We start from the raw sequence: 14,716 nt of genomic DNA, 5'->3' as shown, positions 1-14,716 counted from the left end.
AAAAACGTCATTAAATTTCAAAAAAATTTAACATATTATCTTTCATGAAAAAATTTAAATATACATCTAAAAAATGCCGTTTTCTATTTGAAAACGGCATTTTATTTACAATTATTTGAAATTATATCCGGTCAAAAACAGTCATCAATTCTTAAAACTGTGGATCGGAGCAGGGATCAACCCACCACGCGTGATCATCGCAGCACTTGAAGTCTGATTGTATGGCATGATCGGCGCATGTCCCAATAAACCGCCAAATTCAACTTGGTCTCCGACTTTTTTGCCTGGAACAGGGATCACCCGGACAGCGGTCGTTTTATTGTTGATCATCCCGATCGCAGCTTCATCGGCGATCATCGCGCTGACCGTTGTGGCTGGAATATCACCTGGTAAAGCGATCATATCCAAGCCAACCGAACAAACAGCTGTCATCGCTTCTAATTTATCCAAGGACAGGGTTCCCGCTTCAACAGCAGCGATCATCCCCGCATCTTCAGAGACTGGGATAAAAGCACCGGACAACCCGCCTACGTGACTGCAGGCCATGATCCCGCCTTTTTTGACTGCATCATTTAACATCGCCAACGCAGCCGTGGTCCCATGAGTCCCAACTTGAGCAAGACCGATCTCTTCTAAGATCTGCGCAACCGAATCACCAACAGCTGGGGTCGGCGCTAAGGAAAGGTCGACGATCCCAAAGGGTACATTTAACCGTTTAGCTGCTACACTGCCGACTAACTGCCCCATCCGTGTGACCTTAAAAGCTGTCTGTTTGATCGTTTCTGCCACTTGATCGAGCGGTTGACCTTTAACATGCTCTAAAGCTGCTTTAACGACACCAGGTCCTGAGACCCCGACATTGATCACTACATCTGGTTCACTGACCCCATGGAAACCACCGGCCATGAATGGATTATCTTCGACCGCATTACAGAAGACGACTAATTTAGCGTTGGTCATATAATCTAATTTAGCAGCCGTTGTGATAACTTCACCCATTTGTTTGACCGCATCCATATTGATCCCACTCTTGCTGGAACCGACATTGACTGAGGCACAGACTAAGTTCGTTTGGGCCAAAGCTTCGGGTAATGATGCGATCAAGGTTTGGTCACCTTTAGTCATACCCTTTTGAACAAGCGCAGAAAAGCCACCGATAAAATCGATCCCCAATGTTTGAGCTGCCCTGTCCAAAGTTTTAGCGTACTTGACGTAATCCTTATCTTGGCTGGCACCCGCAACTAAAGAGATCGGCGTCACTGCCACGCGTTTATTGACGATCGGGATCCCATATTCCATCTCGATCTGTTCAGCCGTTTTGACTAGATCTTTAGCTTTAGTCGTGATCTTATCGTAGATCTTTTGGCAAGCCACATCACTGTCGCTATCAATGCAATCCATCAAGGAGATACCCATGGTAACGGTGCGGACATCGAGATTTTGGTCAGATATCATGTGGATCGTTTCTAAAATCTTATCAAATTCCATGAGCTGTCCTCCTATAGTTGGTGCATTGCGCGATAAACTTCTTCATTGCGCAAATTGATCTCAACTTTCAAGGTCTGACCCAATTCGGCAAGTTTAGCTGAGATAAGTTGCAGATCGCTTTGTTCCGGCACTTGGACCGCCATCATCATCGTAAAGTGCCCCTCTAAAATAGTTTGACTAATATCGAGGATATTGATATCTTGTTCAGCCAAAAAGCGACTAACTTCAGCCACGATCCCGACCTTATCTTGACCAACAACAGTTAAAATAGCTTTCATTATGTATGCCCCCTATGTATAACAGTGCAGAGAAATGCGGGTTAGGCCGTATGGATAACGGTAAGGAAAGTTTGAGGTTTTTTTATCTCGGGCTTTCATTATTGTTATACACTAGGCATTGCATTTCACAACACGACTACTATAACAGTGCGGAAGAACACGGATAGCTCCGTAGAAATAACGGTAAGAATGCTTTGAGGCGCTTTTTGTCTCAAAGCAGGCTTATTGTTATTTCCTAGGAGTTGTGTTCTGTAGCACGACTACTGCGGAGAAAACCGGTTTCTCCGACTACGACAAACCATCGTTACCAAACGACACCTTAACTATATAATTAACTTATCTAAAGTGCAAGAAATTATTTAACCTGGGAAATATTTTCTTTTGCTTGCTAATACATGCAATTACATGTAATATAGATTGAGTATTTATATGCGTTTGCATGCAATTTATTAGTGAAAGGACTTTATGTATGGATAACATTTCTAAAACGATCGATCCTAAGATCCGCCTGATCGTTACTATATTGCTTTTATTTTCTGGGTTTGTCAGTCTAGCTAGTCAAACGATGATGATCACTGCCTTGCCCGTCATCGAACATGAGATGAACGTCTCATTGACTCTAGTTCAATGGCTCACAACGGGGTACACTTTGATGATCGGGGTCATTACACCGCTCTCATCTAATTTGTATGAAAAATTCAAAAAGCGCAATATCTTTTTGACCACGATCGCGATCTTCATCTTAGGGACTTTGATCGGGTGTTTTGCGACTGATTTTTGGATCTTACTACTCGCCCGCTTAGTTCAAGCATGTGCTAGTGGGATCTTGATGTCATTTCAAATGACAACGATGATCTCGATCTACCCTCTCGAAAAACGGGGCACGATCCTAGGGATGTCTGGGCTAGTCATCGCTTTTGGTCCAGCTATCGGGCCAACACTTTCTGGTCTGATCGTTAACACTTTGGGGTGGCGCTATATTTTCATCTTAGTTTTACCAATGATGATACTGGTTTGGTTGATCGGCTTCTTTGCCTTTCCTAACTTCTCCGAACCTAAAGATATCAAGATCGACTTTGCTTCCGTAGGTCTCTCCTTGCTTGGTTCGGGATTGACTTTAGCAAGTTTGACCTTCTTTCAAACTTCAGCTTTACAAGGCTGGATCATGTTAGTTTTAGGGCTAGCGATCCTCTTTGTCTTTGTTAAACGTCAACTTCGCCTCAAACAACCGATGCTCAAAGTTCAACTCGTCAAAAATCGCTCATTTAGATTGATGACTTTAGTTGGGATCTGTGCTTTCATGGTCTTACTTGGGACTGAACAAATGCTGCCGATCTTCACGCAAAATGTTTTACACCTAAATAGTATGGTCTCTGGGATGATCTTGTTGCCTGGTGCGATCGCCAATGCGCTCAGTGCTGCTATAGTCGGCCGTCTTTACGACAAACATGGTCCTAAATATTTGATCATTTCCGGGGGGATCTTAATGTTGATCGCTGCGATCCCATTTGTCATGATCTCCGAGACTACGCCTGTTTGGCTCTTAACGGTTGCTTATATGCTGCGGATGATCGGAAATGCCCTCGTATTTTCACCCGCGATGTCAGAAGCCTTTGTTGATGTTCGGCCGGATGAAGTCAGCCACGCTACAGCCCTTAACAACAGTTTACGTCAGGCATTCGGCGCTTCCTCGATCACCATCTTGATCGTCTTATCCAATATCCCAGCGACATTTACAGCTGGGATGCGTCTTTCCATGTGGATCACAGTCAGCTTGGTCTTATTGATGCTGATCTGCTTTAGTCTTTACTTACACCAAAATTCTCGAAAGGATTGAGCTTCTATGGATTCCCCAAAAATAAGTAAGCTAGTTGCAATTTTTAATCGTAAGTTACGTACTGAGATAAATAATCAGTATGAGCATTTGGGGTTAAGTTATAAAAATTACTTTTATCTTGAAAAGATCCATGAAAATCCAGGTATAAGCCAAGCAGAATTACTGCGCTCTCTTTATCAAGATCAAAGTATCGTGACACGCCAAATCAATAAATTAGTAGCTGATGGTTGGGTCCAAAAAAAATTTGCCATTTCTGATCATCGGAGATCTGAGCTATATTTGACACCGAAAAGCGAGGCTATCTTACCTAAGATCAAACTGATCCATCGTCAGATCAACCAACGTGCTCTCGCAAGTTTGACACCACACGAAGCACAGGTATTTGGTGAACTATTGGCTAAAGTAACAGCTGAATATCAACCACATAATTCAACAGAAGCATGAAACATGCCATATAATTAGGGATAAAAACATATGAGATGTGCACAATGAAAGTTCACATGACCAACATTCACGTGATGGCGAAAAATAGTGTTGCTCAGATAGCCCAAACTTTATTCTCAGTTGAATTTGATCATCTTTATCCATGATGTGACGCCACTGATGTTTGCCGAAAATCGCTACTTGCTACCAACATTTATCGATTTTTACCAAAAAGCTGATCTTTTGATCGTGCCGTCTGAACAGATGTATCATTTCTTACGAGAAAATGGTCTGGCAGAGAAAAAATATGTGGTCCAACAGATGTGGGATCATCCTTTAGATGCCGATATGCTTTATGACACCACTGAGATCAAACGTTTGAATTTTGCAGGTGATCCCCAAAAATTCGCATTTGTTCAAGAATGGCATCACGATATTCCACTACATCTATTCGCTTCTGAAAAGTCTGAAGCAACTGACCTGAACCTTATCCACGAAGGCTGGCTCAATGATGCCGAGCTTTGCATCAGGCTTTCTAAAAATGGTGGTTTTGTTTTGGTTTGGAATGATGGTGGCTATACCCAAGAATATACTTCTAAATATATCTCCTATAAACTAGGAACTTATCTGGCTGCGGGGCTACATGTCATCGTTCCACGTGGCATCTCAAATGAAGAGCTGATCGTCAAAAATAACCTCGGCTTTGCAGTTGATTCGATCGCCGAAGCTTTAGAAAAATTAGCGAACCTCACTCAAGAAGAATATCTACAATACAAAAATACAGTCAAAGAATTTGCACCACTACTTCAACAAGGTTACTTTACTAAGCAAGCCTTAGTTCAAGCAGTTTTTGAAGTTTTACAAGCCTAAATGAAAAACAAGCTTTCCCGGGAAATAATTTCCCAGGAAAGCTTGTTTTTTAGTTCATTTAAAAGCGCAAGTGATACAGACTAGCTGGACGTCCCGGCCCACGCTTATTTGTCTTTCCGATCTCGCGGAAAAGTCGCTGGTGGGTCTTTTTAAAGTTCGAATTATCGATCTCATGAAAACTGACCCCTAAAAACGGTGCATATAAACTCCGCGCTTCACGTAAAGTAAAAACTTCGCCCAAGATCCGCAAGACATCTGGCTGAGTGTCTAACGAGCGTCGGATCCGCAGACAAGCCTTTTTCAAAACATAATCGTTGACTTGGTAGAATTTGTTTTTTCGCAAGCGTTTTTGGTAATACTCAGTTTCTGTATCAACTGTTGCCACCGCTAATTGTTTCTCACCTTTAGTGAAATAGTAGTGATTATTCAAGTTCTCTAAGGTAAATAGTTCCAAGGTCGAATTCATCATATCCGGAAACTCCGGTAAATAAGTCATATAAGCCATTGTCACTAAGCGTTTTCCATCAACTGCCCGTTTAGGATTAGTCAATGTTTCTAATTGTTCAATATTTTTAGGTGAAACAGTCTGTCCCGTCAACTCACGTGTCAGTCTGATCGTTGCATCAAGGGCATCCTCATCCTGGATAAGACAAGTTTCAGGTAAAGTCCAGTCACCCTCATCTTTTAAGACCACCTTCACTTGGTTAGTCGTTCGATCAAAACACCAAATGATATTGAGCAACTTTACCTCAAACGGGATAAATGTTCTATTGATTTTCATTTTTTTGGCAACTATCTCGAATAAAAGTATAGCTTTTCCTTTCCCAAATTATCCTGGTATTTCTATTCCCCCTGTTAATCAGAAGCCAACTTGTTATAATATAGCTAGCTAGAACGAGGAGGAAAATATCAATGTTACATCTAATACCAAATGATCTACCCCAAGCACTCGAAAAGTTAGCTTGGCTAAAAGCAAATGGCTATAACACAGCTACCAGAGAAAGTGTCATCAACGACATGACGCAAGACGGTGTCCAAGATATGCTCGACACAGCACTTGAGGGTCCATATTGGGGGACCGCGTGGGAAAAGCCCGATATGATCTTAACGATTACGGGAAGTCTGGGAGAAGAGATCGCCAAAGTTTATCCGCGAAAAGGATTCGAGACCTTTTCACAAGATCTCACAGATAATGATCTGCTCTACTGGCGTAATTTATCGGCTCAAGTCAGCGTAGCGATCGGCAACGATTAAGCGCGACTGCCATTGATGATTTTTAACCGTAACACATCCCCTCAAGCTTAACCAGTGACTAGAGTACAAGTTTCATATACTAGCCTGCTTACATTGCTGGTATACCTAGAAAAAGTCTATATATTAAGAAAACCTTAACTTTATATTTTCACAAATTCTAAAATTTTTCTTGCATTTGCAAATTACTATGGTAAAATTTAAAGTAATTTTTGCAAGGGGGAAGAATACAATGGTTAAATTTAGACGTGTTCGTGCGTTTGACACTGAGAACTTAGCTAAAGACATGACTATCGTAAAAAAGGATATTCAAATCTCTGGTCATAAGATCAAAAATGTGCCAGTTCAGCTTGAAGATTCGCAGTCTGAAGATATTAGTTACCTTATTTCAGACCCTATCTTTAAACGTCTATATTCGATTATCCGAAGAAACACTGAAAGTGTTGAATTCGACTTTGACAAGATCTAAAGTCGGTCAAGTCTATTAATTTGAGAATTACCCGCGCATCTTCTCTTTGGGAGATGCGCTTTTCATTTTGTCCGATTGAAACCGCTTACCGGTAAACTGTATAATAAAAGAAAAGACTATTAGGGGGGATCTAGATGCAAACCTTTACTGTTGCCAAACAATACCTGTATTACCGCTTCTCATTAGCCTTTATCACTTACGCATTGCTACTTTTACTGGGATATTTTTTACTCCAATACTTTAATTATAGTGATTATTTTCAATATACTTTATTCTTTGGGAGCATTTGTTTTAGTTTAGATTGTCTACGTAGCTTCTTTTATTGGAAATATGCTCGACTCCATTTCAGTTCTACAGCAGTCATCGTTACCAAGGGGCGTTTCTTTTATTCAAAAACAACGATCCCGCTTGAAAAAAATATATATCGTTTCAGAAAGCACAAATGCCTACTTACAGCTTTTCAAATTGAAAAGACTAATTTTTCAAACGATCGCACAGGCATCTAGTTTTGCTGGGATCATCGAAGACTTCCAACTACCTGTGAAAGTAGGTGGCCGTGATGAAGGCTAGACGCCAATCGGCAAAATATTTTGCCGTCAAATATACTGAATTTTTTGTCCGCAATGGTCTGATCTACCTGCCATTATTGGTTCTTATCTTCATTCTTCCCAATTTTTGGACACTTTTACTTTTCCTGGGTTATACTAGCTCGCTCATTGCGATCTTTTTACGCTATTTCACTACCACCTACCGCATTGAGGCTGATACTTTGACGCTCACGACCGGAATCATTGCCAAAACAACGCTCGACCTCAAACAAGCTGAACTCAGCCACACGCTGTCAAACTTCCGCGTTGAACAAACTATCTATCAAAAACTCTTCCGCACGCAAGGTATTCAGATCTATCTAAACAACAGTACCACAGAAGAAGCAATCGAGTTTTTTGCTTTAACCCCTGAGCAGTTAGCGCAATTACAGGACTTTTTAGTCGCATTCCAGCCAGCAGCAAAAACAGTTGCAGAAAACAAGACGAGACTCATTGAAAAATCACAAGCTGATTTCCTAACAATTGTAAAAACAGGCTTTATTTCCACACGATACTTAGCTTATTTGGCCTTAGTCCTCCAATTAGAAGAACAGTTCCCACGGCTACAACATTTCTTCGATATCACAGCGTTATGGTTTGGGGTGATCTTAGTCAGTGGGGCACTTTTGTTCAATCTCACTCACCATTATATAAGCTTTGCCAAGTTTTCACTGTGGGAAACTGAGCATAATTTTATCGTTAAAAATCATTTCTTTACCGCTGACCAAAATACGATTCCTAAAAAGGCGATCGTTGGGCTAGAGTTGACCAGCGAGCTTAACCGCCGACTCTTTAAACTGACCTGCGTTACTGCGATCTTGGCTAACAGTGATGCTGACCAAGACGAAAACCGCTCCAAAAATTTCTTATTTCCCCTACTCCCAACACATGAGCTCTTACCGACTTTAGCCCGTTATTTCCCTCAGATCCCGCGCGAACTTTTTGAGCTTCCAAGCTATCAGCCTAAGTTGCGCTATCGGCTAGGATATTTGCTAAAAATCGGCACTCTAGGAGCAAGCTTATACTTTATCCTGCAATTTTTCATAAGTTGGCTCAGTGCTTTAGGTGTGAGCATTACCGGGATGATTTTGTTGTCGCGTTTATTATTTGAACCACTAACAACACGGATGGCTCATACCCCAGACTACTTTATCTTTACCAGTGGCCTCATCAATAAACGGACTTATATCTTACCTCGAAAAATGCTTGCAAGTGTCAAAACAACAGACTATCTTGACCTCATTGTTGGTTCAACTTTGACTTTTACCACGACTGACGGCAAAACGATCAGGCTCCTTAGCACTGACGAAAATATTTTATAATATGAATTCTTTATTCCTCACTAGTATTAAGAACGCCCGTGACACTAAGTCACAGGCGTTTCTTCTATACTTCTTCACCATTGATCTGGAAGATGATCTCAGGAAATTCTTCGGTCCCATTCTTACCTTCCATAAACTCGAGGGCATCCCGTCTAGTTTGCGATAAATCGACACCCTGTTGTTTTGCCGCAAAGATACAGCCACAGTAACATTGACGGTAGATGTCATATTCCTTACACATCTCAACTGAACGGCGGTAACCATTGCCCTTCTTAAAATCACTTGGCAAGTAATTGACGTCGTAAAAACGTTGGATCTCGATCCCGACCGAATTGATCGTTTGGGAATTTTTGTGTGGACTGATCGTCAACGCGCTCCCAAAATAATCAAAGCCCAGTTCGACTGCTTTTTTAGCTACCATATCTAACCGGTAGTCAAAACAAGCTTTACAGCGATCGCCACCTTCAGGCTCTTTTTCTAACCCACGGACTGCTTGTAAATATTCTTGCGGTTTATACGGAGCGGCCACAAATTGCACATTGTTACCGGTCTTTTCGTTGAAATCATGGATAAATTTTTGTTGGACATATTCACGCCGTTGGTACTCCGCCCGGGGGTGAATATTTGAATTAGCAAAATAGATCGTCACATCCGCAAATTCTGTCATGCGCTCAAGTGTCGTCGTACTACATGGCGCACAACAGGAGTGCAGTAAGATTTTGGGACGAATTTGGTCTTTTTGCCATGTCGAGACCATCTTCATCATGACTTTATCATAGTTGATCTTTTGATTTAGGTTCATTTTTGCCAAAATATCTTGCAGGTCGATCAAAACCCTGACCCTCTTTCAATAAAATTTCTATTTTACAGTATAGCACACTATTATCGTGTATAATATTTTTTAGAAAAGAGGGATCCCTATGCAAAAATATCGCGCTAAACTACAACGCTATACTGTTATCCTGACTGTCATCACCTTGATCGTTAGCGGGATCTTCATTGTCTGTGCCTTGAATAACGCTTCAAAAATGCTACTATTGACACTATTTTTATTACTATTTTTCGCTTTAAGCTCGTTGATCAGTGTGATCTTCATGCTCTATCTCCCACGTTTAGAAAAACTCTTAGCTAAACGGCGCAAGCAAAAAAAAGCCACTGACAAAAAGTGACCGTAATGCATCTACGCTATATAATCAACAAGCGATCCACCAAAACGCATTTGATGGATCGCTTTTTCTATTCGCCCCAAATCTCTTTAGCGATATTAAAGGCTGACCAAGCTTTCGGCCATCCAACATAAAAGGCTAGGTGGGTAATGATCTCAGCCATCTCATCTTTGGTGATCCCATAAGCTTTGCCAATGTTCATGTGGGCTCTAGCTTGCTCAAAGTTTCCCCCTGAGATCAAAGCTGCTAAAGTGATCACACTACGGTCATGGGCGGATAATTTATCTTCCCGTGAACAAACTTCACCAAACAAAACATCATCATTCAATTCGGCAAACTTGGGTGCAAAATTTCTCAGGTTATCTCGGCCAGCGGTTGCAAAAAACTATCCTTTCGAAGTAGCTAAATATAACTATTTAACTTTAGAGCGAACTACAAGCTTGGCTCAAAGCGATCCCCGACAGTGCCAATGTTTTGGGGACTAGCAATCTCTTGGGCAATGTTACACCTTTGGCAAGACAAAGTGATGTTTGCCTATTGTGTGTCAAAAGTGCCTTTGAGATGTTTGATACCTCTGAGCTCGTCTTTATCCCCTTCACTCCACTTCGTCACAGTAAACACATCTTGGCGTGGTGTAAAAATACCGAATTATCCCTCGCAGCCCAAGAATTTATCGAATTCGCTAAAAATAATAAGCTTTAATCATCGAGCTGTTTTAATTATTTTTTCATAATCCTCTAAAGCGTGCTATAATCCATATAAGGCGATCTAACCAGCCTACAAAGGAGGAATTTTTATGACTGATCTAGTTGATCTTGACTGGGAAAATTTAGGGTTCGACTATATGGAGCTACCCTATCGTTATCGAGCACATTATAAAGATGGCCAGTGGCACAAAGCTGGCTTGACTGAGGACGCGACGATCGCGATCAATGAAGGCTCACCTGTCTTTCACTATGGCCAAGCTGCATTTGAAGGCCTAAAAGCGTATCGCTGTAAAGACGGTAGTATCAATCTTTTCCGGCCCGATCAAAATGCAGCACGGTTACAACGTAGCTGCCAACGTTTATTAATGCCAGAAGTGCCGACAGAGATGTTCATCGACGCTCTAAAGCAAGTGGTAAAGGCAAATGAAGCCTATGTTCCTCCATACGGTTCAGGTGGTACCCTTTACTTACGGCCAAATATCATCGGGGTCGGACCAAATATCGGCGTCCATCCCGCTTCTGAATACATCTTTACCGTCTTTGCCATGCCCGTTGGTAACTACTTTAAAGGTGGGCTCCAACCAACTAACTTCTTAGCGGCTAACTATGACCGAGCTGCGCATAAAGGTACTGGTCAAAGCAAGGTTGGCGGTAACTATGCGGCTAGTCTTTTACCTGGGGCTGAAGCTAAAAAACAGGGCTTTTCGGACTGTATCTATTTAGATCCACTTGAACATAAGAAGATCGAAGAAGTTGGTTCAGCTAACTTCTTTGGGATCACTAACGACAACAAGTTCGTTACTCCAAAATCCCCTTCGATCTTACCAAGTATCACCAAATATTCCTTGCTCTATCTCGCCAAAGAGCGCTTGGGGATGGAGACTGAAGAAACTGATATTTACTTAGATGATCTTGATCATTTAGTCGAAGCTGGTGCCTGTGGGACTGCTGCTGTGATCTCTCCGATCGGTGGTTTCCAGATCGGGGACAAGTTACACGTCTTTTATTCTGAGACTGAAGTTGGTCCAGTCACCAAGAAACTCTATGATGAATTGACTGGGATCCAATTTGGCGACAAAAAAGCGCCTGAAGGTTGGATCGTTAAAGTTTAAAATATAGTGTAAAAGCGGTCAGTACTGTATAGATAACGAAAAAATCACCATGATGCCAAAAACGCATCGTGGTGATTTTCTTGTTATTTCTTGAGAGCTACTTTCTCGCTATATAGCTTATTTGCGCTTATGTTTGACCACCGTGAAGAAATGCAGTGTGATCGATAAGAGAATAAAAAAGATCACTACAAAAGAGATATAATTATTCCAAAATCCCAGTGTTTGCCCCAATAGATGCAAGACCCCCGTTTGGATCAACATCGTGATAAAAGCCATCGCGGCTACAATGAAAAATAACTCGATATAACGTTTCACAGTCTGATCATCCTTTCGCTGTAAAGTGCCAGCTTTTTGGCCTAAACGTTGTAATTCAACTTGTTTTTTAGCCGGTAAAGACGTGAGAAAATATGTATCAGTTTGAACAGCCTCACCCGCTTTGATCAAGCCAAGGGTCGTCATGACCTTATCCATTGTCCGCAACGCCGCATCGGTTGTCCCGGTGAACATGTTTTCCCAAGTTTTAGCATAGCAATTCGTCAGTAAAACATAGTGTTTATGTTCAAATGGCTCGATCGGGTGCGGATCGCCATTTTTATCAAAACGTAAGGTCACTTGGCGTAAACAATCCAAAAAGTTTTTCATCACACCCGATAACGCGCCCCAATATGTCGGAGCTGCTAAGACCCAAACATCGGCTTGCTTTAACTTTTCAACAAGCTTATCTAGGTCAGGACTTCCAGGATAGATCGCATGGTCCAATAAAAAGATCTGTTCGACTTCATTTTCGGGTCCGACATTGGCTAAAACTTGATCTAGCATCTGCTTGGTTATTCCATCCCGCTTATAGCAGCCCGCAATTCCAATAATTTTCACATAATGCCCTTCTTTCATCGCATCTTTACTCAATAAGCATCCGTTTACATTATAGCACAGTCTAGTGTCGAGACTATGAGCTGGGCTTAGCGCTAAATTAATTAAAAAATTTATCCATTTTTAAAACCCCGATTATGGTATATTAATATATATATCATTGTAAGGGGTATTTTTATGACTAAAAAGCTATTCGGACTCGTGAGTCTACTCTGTGCGTGCCTATTTTTCTTTAGCTTTAGCACCACAGCTCATGCAGAAAAAACTTATCAGATCGGGACAGATGTTACTTATCCACCATTTGAATTTGCCAATAAAGATAGTCAATATGTCGGGATCGATATCGATCTGTTAAAAGCGATCGCCAAAGAAGAAAATTTCAAAGTTGAGATCAAGCCCGTTGGTTTTAATGCTGCGGTCCAATCGCTTCAATCGGGCCAATTAGATGGGATCATGGCGGGGATGGCGATGACCGACGAACGCAAAGTAAAATTTGATTTCTCTGATCCATACTACAAAACTGGCTTTGTGATGGCAGTCGCTAAAGACAGTAAGATCACTAATCTCGAACAGTTGCGTGGTAAACGCGTGGCGATCAAAACCGGTACGGCTGCTGGTGAATATGCCATGTCTTTAAAAGACAAATATGGCTTTACCACTGTTACATTTGACGACTCTGACAATATGTATAACGATGTCGTCAACGGAAACTCGGTCGCATGTTTTGAAGACGTCCCAGTTATGCAATATGCGATCAAAACCGGCACGGCCCTTAAGATCGTGACTAAACCTGCACGTGGTGGTTACTACGGGTTTGCGGTCATGAAAGGTCAAAACCAAGAATTACTCAAAAAATTCAACGCTGGTCTAGCTAAGATCAAGCAAAACGGCGAGTATAAAAAGATCGTGGACCGTTATTTGAGCTCTGAGACCGTTGCTGCACAAAAAGATGCCAAAAAAGATGGCAACAGTGAACGAACATTTTTCGGGTTACTAAAACAAAATCGCCAAGCCTTGTTAAAAGGTCTCGGCGAAACTTTATATTTAACTGTCGTTGGGATCATTTGTGCGACGATCTTCGGGGTGATCATCGGATTGCTCGGGATCTTGCCAAATAAATTTGCGCAAGGCTTCTCTACCACTGTTATCTATATTTTCCGTGGTTTACCACTCCTAGTGCTGGCCTTGTTCATCTATAACGGGCTCCCATCGCTAACTGGGGTCAAGATCCCGGCCTTTGTCGCTGGGGTGATCACCTTGATGTTAAACGAAGGTGCCTACACCGCGGCCTTCGTCAAAGGTGGGATCGAAGCGGTCGATAAGGGTCAAATGGAAGCAGCCCGTTCATTAGGTCTTCCATTTGGTACCGCCATGCGTAAAGTTATCTTGCCACAAGGGCTCAAGATCATGGTGCCATCCTTTGTCAACCAGTTCATCATTACCTTAAAAGATACCTCGATCCTCTCGATCATTGGGATCTTAGAATTGACTCAGACGGGTAAGATCATCATCGCCCGTAACCTTGAAGGCTTCAAGGTTTGGACGATCATCGCTTTGATCTACCTGATCATCATCACACTTTTGACCTGGTTATCAAATTACGTGCAAAAGAAAATGAAATAATTATTGAAAATAGCGCGGACTCCACCATGATAGTGGGGCCCGCGCTATTTCTATAGCACTAAATTTTTAGTCTGTCAGCGTGATCACGTTTTGGAGTGGAACATCAAATTCATCTACTGGCCACTGCGCTGTTGGATAAGCCATTGCTGGCGCCGCCAAAGATACAGTATTTCCTGGGAAATTCTTCAAATAGCGATCATAGTAGCCCCCACCAAACCCTAAACGGATCTTACTGTCCAAAGCATAGGCTATGCCCGGAACGATCAAAAGATCTATGTCAGTTTGAACTTTTTTAGCATCATATTTAGGTTCTAAGACACCAAACTTACTCATTTCAAAATCATTTTCCGTCTCTGCTGGTAAAAATACCATCTGGCGCTTAGGCAGCGTGCGCGGATAAAAAACTTTTTTTCCTTCACGTTTAGCCTGAATGCTTATCACTTCAGTCGGTACTTCGATCTTACCTGCCATCGTCAGCCCGATCGTCTGCGCTTGTTGCCAAATGTCTGTCATAAATAATTTTTCTGCTAACTTACTTCCGGAAGCGTTGGTTTCGAGCGTATTATTGGCTAATTTTTCTAATTGTCGTTTGCGAAATTCTATTTTAGTCTGCATCAGTATCCCCCCTCATCTCAAGCATAAGCTACGCACTACAAAAAAAGCAACCGCCAAGAACTGACGATTGCTTCGTGTGTGTTATTTCATTGTTTAGG

Annotated in this window: 18 protein-coding genes; 11 read left to right on the top strand and 7 right to left on the bottom strand. The window is 41.8% G+C overall.

What is annotated here, in order from left to right; all coding sequences use genetic code 11:
* Window positions 1–144: 144 nt before the first annotated feature.
* Window positions 145–1,488: a PFL family protein gene (locus GSR62_RS00490; RefSeq protein WP_066023702.1), complete on the bottom strand. Its 1,344-nt coding sequence runs from the start codon at window positions 1,486–1,488 to the stop codon at window positions 145–147.
* Window positions 1,489–1,499: 11 nt separating this feature from the next.
* Window positions 1,500–1,766 carry an ACT domain-containing protein gene (locus GSR62_RS00485; protein ID WP_010690210.1) on the bottom strand — a complete coding sequence of 89 codons (267 nt, stop codon included), beginning with the start codon at window positions 1,764–1,766 and terminating at the stop codon, window positions 1,500–1,502.
* 469 nt (window positions 1,767–2,235) lie between these two features.
* Here GSR62_RS00485 and GSR62_RS00480 point away from each other — a divergent pair, with 469 nt between their 5' ends.
* The 3 genes from GSR62_RS00480 (at window position 2,236) to GSR62_RS00470 (ending at window position 4,896) form a co-directional block, all read left to right on the top strand.
* Window positions 2,236–3,603 (top strand): MFS transporter, encoded by a 1,368-nt coding sequence (locus tag GSR62_RS00480; RefSeq protein ID WP_066023703.1) that lies wholly within the window; start codon window positions 2,236–2,238, stop codon window positions 3,601–3,603.
* Window positions 3,604–3,609: 6 nt separating this feature from the next.
* Entirely contained in the window at window positions 3,610–4,047 is a 438-nt protein-coding gene (locus GSR62_RS00475; RefSeq protein ID WP_010690208.1) for a MarR family winged helix-turn-helix transcriptional regulator, read from the top strand.
* A 120-nt stretch (window positions 4,048–4,167) separates the two neighbouring features.
* The gene (locus GSR62_RS00470; RefSeq protein ID WP_066023704.1) at window positions 4,168–4,896 is read left to right on the top strand and encodes a glycosyltransferase; all 729 of its coding nucleotides are present in this window, start codon (window positions 4,168–4,170) and stop codon (window positions 4,894–4,896) included.
* 58 nt (window positions 4,897–4,954) lie between these two features.
* Here GSR62_RS00470 and GSR62_RS00465 read toward each other — a convergent pair whose 3' ends face one another.
* On the bottom strand, window positions 4,955–5,677 hold the full coding sequence (locus GSR62_RS00465) for an NrtR DNA-binding winged helix domain-containing protein (RefSeq protein ID WP_066023705.1): 723 nt from the start codon (window positions 5,675–5,677) through the stop codon (window positions 4,955–4,957).
* Between the two features lie 131 nt (window positions 5,678–5,808).
* Here GSR62_RS00465 and GSR62_RS00460 point away from each other — a divergent pair, with 131 nt between their 5' ends.
* The 4 genes from GSR62_RS00460 to GSR62_RS00445 all read left to right on the top strand — a co-directional run bounded on the left by GSR62_RS00460 (window position 5,809) and on the right by GSR62_RS00445 (window position 8,525).
* Window positions 5,809–6,150 carry a hypothetical protein gene (locus tag GSR62_RS00460; protein ID WP_010690205.1) on the top strand — a complete coding sequence of 114 codons (342 nt, stop codon included), beginning with the start codon at window positions 5,809–5,811 and terminating at the stop codon, window positions 6,148–6,150.
* A 229-nt stretch (window positions 6,151–6,379) separates the two neighbouring features.
* On the top strand, window positions 6,380–6,616 hold the full coding sequence (locus GSR62_RS00455; RefSeq protein WP_010690204.1) for a hypothetical protein: 237 nt from the start codon (window positions 6,380–6,382) through the stop codon (window positions 6,614–6,616).
* A gap of 408 nt (window positions 6,617–7,024) precedes the next feature.
* Complete coding sequence (locus GSR62_RS00450) at window positions 7,025–7,186, top strand: hypothetical protein (RefSeq protein WP_161517650.1); 162 nt, start codon at window positions 7,025–7,027, stop codon at window positions 7,184–7,186.
* Complete coding sequence (locus GSR62_RS00445) at window positions 7,176–8,525, top strand: PH domain-containing protein (RefSeq protein WP_066023706.1); 1,350 nt, start codon at window positions 7,176–7,178, stop codon at window positions 8,523–8,525. The genes GSR62_RS00450 and GSR62_RS00445 overlap by 11 nt, the downstream gene beginning before the upstream one ends.
* Window positions 8,526–8,589: 64 nt before the next feature.
* Here GSR62_RS00445 and GSR62_RS00440 read toward each other — a convergent pair whose 3' ends face one another.
* Window positions 8,590–9,357, bottom strand: coding sequence for an epoxyqueuosine reductase QueH (locus tag GSR62_RS00440; protein ID WP_066023707.1), 768 nt, complete (start codon window positions 9,355–9,357; stop codon window positions 8,590–8,592).
* Window positions 9,358–9,445: 88 nt separating this feature from the next.
* On the opposite strand from GSR62_RS00440, the gene GSR62_RS00435 reads away from it, so the two are divergent.
* Window positions 9,446–9,694 carry a hypothetical protein gene (locus tag GSR62_RS00435; RefSeq protein ID WP_010690200.1) on the top strand — a complete coding sequence of 83 codons (249 nt, stop codon included), beginning with the start codon at window positions 9,446–9,448 and terminating at the stop codon, window positions 9,692–9,694.
* Between the two features lie 67 nt (window positions 9,695–9,761).
* Here GSR62_RS00435 and GSR62_RS00430 read toward each other — a convergent pair whose 3' ends face one another.
* Window positions 9,762–10,049, bottom strand: a complete 288-nt coding sequence (locus GSR62_RS00430; protein ID WP_066023708.1) for a carboxymuconolactone decarboxylase family protein — start codon at window positions 10,047–10,049, stop codon at window positions 9,762–9,764.
* Between the two features lie 134 nt (window positions 10,050–10,183).
* Between GSR62_RS00430 and GSR62_RS00425 the strand changes: the two genes are divergently transcribed.
* Both GSR62_RS00425 and GSR62_RS00420 read left to right on the top strand, forming a co-directional pair.
* Complete coding sequence (locus GSR62_RS00425; protein WP_010690197.1) at window positions 10,184–10,393, top strand: type 2 periplasmic-binding domain-containing protein; 210 nt, start codon at window positions 10,184–10,186, stop codon at window positions 10,391–10,393.
* A gap of 94 nt (window positions 10,394–10,487) precedes the next feature.
* Window positions 10,488–11,510, top strand: coding sequence for a branched-chain amino acid aminotransferase (locus GSR62_RS00420; RefSeq protein WP_035446737.1), 1,023 nt, complete (start codon window positions 10,488–10,490; stop codon window positions 11,508–11,510).
* 117 nt (window positions 11,511–11,627) lie between these two features.
* On the opposite strand, the gene GSR62_RS00415 is transcribed toward GSR62_RS00420, so the two are convergent.
* Window positions 11,628–12,383 carry a flavodoxin family protein gene (locus GSR62_RS00415; protein ID WP_035446735.1) on the bottom strand — a complete coding sequence of 252 codons (756 nt, stop codon included), beginning with the start codon at window positions 12,381–12,383 and terminating at the stop codon, window positions 11,628–11,630.
* Between the two features lie 174 nt (window positions 12,384–12,557).
* Here GSR62_RS00415 and GSR62_RS00410 point away from each other — a divergent pair, with 174 nt between their 5' ends.
* Window positions 12,558–14,003: an amino acid ABC transporter substrate-binding protein/permease gene (locus tag GSR62_RS00410; protein WP_066023709.1), complete on the top strand. Its 1,446-nt coding sequence runs from the start codon at window positions 12,558–12,560 to the stop codon at window positions 14,001–14,003.
* 66 nt (window positions 14,004–14,069) lie between these two features.
* On the opposite strand, the gene GSR62_RS00405 is transcribed toward GSR62_RS00410, so the two are convergent.
* Window positions 14,070–14,618 (bottom strand): 5-formyltetrahydrofolate cyclo-ligase, encoded by a 549-nt coding sequence (locus tag GSR62_RS00405; protein WP_010690187.1) that lies wholly within the window; start codon window positions 14,616–14,618, stop codon window positions 14,070–14,072.
* Window positions 14,619–14,716: the final 98 nt, after the last annotated feature.

It is taken from the genome of Ligilactobacillus animalis (genome assembly GCF_009933595.1).
Taxonomy (GTDB): Bacteria; Bacillota; Bacilli; order Lactobacillales; family Lactobacillaceae; genus Ligilactobacillus; species Ligilactobacillus animalis.
The sequence above is the reverse complement of the archived record's forward strand: the minus strand, read 5'-3'. Positions and strand labels throughout refer to the sequence as shown.